Source organism: Anoxybacillus sp. J5B_2022, assembly GCF_026847645.1.
Classification (GTDB): domain Bacteria; phylum Bacillota; class Bacilli; order Bacillales; family Anoxybacillaceae; genus Anoxybacteroides.
The window spans coordinates 1-721 of record NZ_JAPSMC010000165.1 but is presented as its reverse complement, the minus strand read 5'-3'; the positions used below and the strand labels follow the sequence as shown (position 1 = coordinate 721).

The window sequence follows — 721 nt, the reverse complement described above, 5'->3', positions numbered from 1 at the left end:
GAAGTGTTTTTTCCGATGGGTAAAGCAATACCTAAACGTTCCAACGTTGTTTGGCACTAACGAGCACGCGGTATACAACCAGCTCTTTGCGGCATTGATCGCTTATGTGTTATGGAGATGGCTATATCATCGAACGGAAAAACGGACAACCTCGTCTCTTTCCTTTCTTTCGTTTGTCCGTCGTTTTTTCTCTGGACAACTTCCTCTCGAATGGAAATCCGAGATGGCAGCTGTCTTATTTGAGTATGCTCGAATATATGGGGGGAGTATGCCTAATTTTGGATAATCAACAGCCGTGGGTGATTATTATATTAAAATAGTAATATTCGTAAATAGCACGAATTCGAACGTCCATGGTGTGGAAACTCCTTTGCTTTCCTTGTGTACCAAGAATCTATTCGACATCGGGATGAAAAATCCTCCAAATTTCGTCGGGAAGGTGCGAAGTATGAGCAAAAAATGCTCGCTAGTTTTTTGGGCACCTTTCTTTTTCAAAAACCACTCGCCAATATAGCCCCTATCCTTATATAATGAATGATAAAAAATGGAATTTCATTGTGAATGATGAAGGAAATAAATATTTTAAAACAGAAATTTCAATTAACCTACACTACAACTATAATCATTAGGTGAGAACATGAGCATCCATCTTTTTAGTTTCTTTATCTTTGCATTGTTGTTTGGGAGAAGCATTCAGTACGGGGGAGAGAATTATATTTCG

Annotated in this window: 1 pseudogene; it reads left to right on the top strand. The window is 38.6% G+C overall.

Going from position 1 to position 721, the window contains the following annotated elements:
- Window positions 1–286, top strand: a pseudogene (locus M4I42_RS17020) (IS4 family transposase); the annotation flags it as partial.
- Between the last annotated feature and the right edge of the window lie 435 nt (window positions 287–721).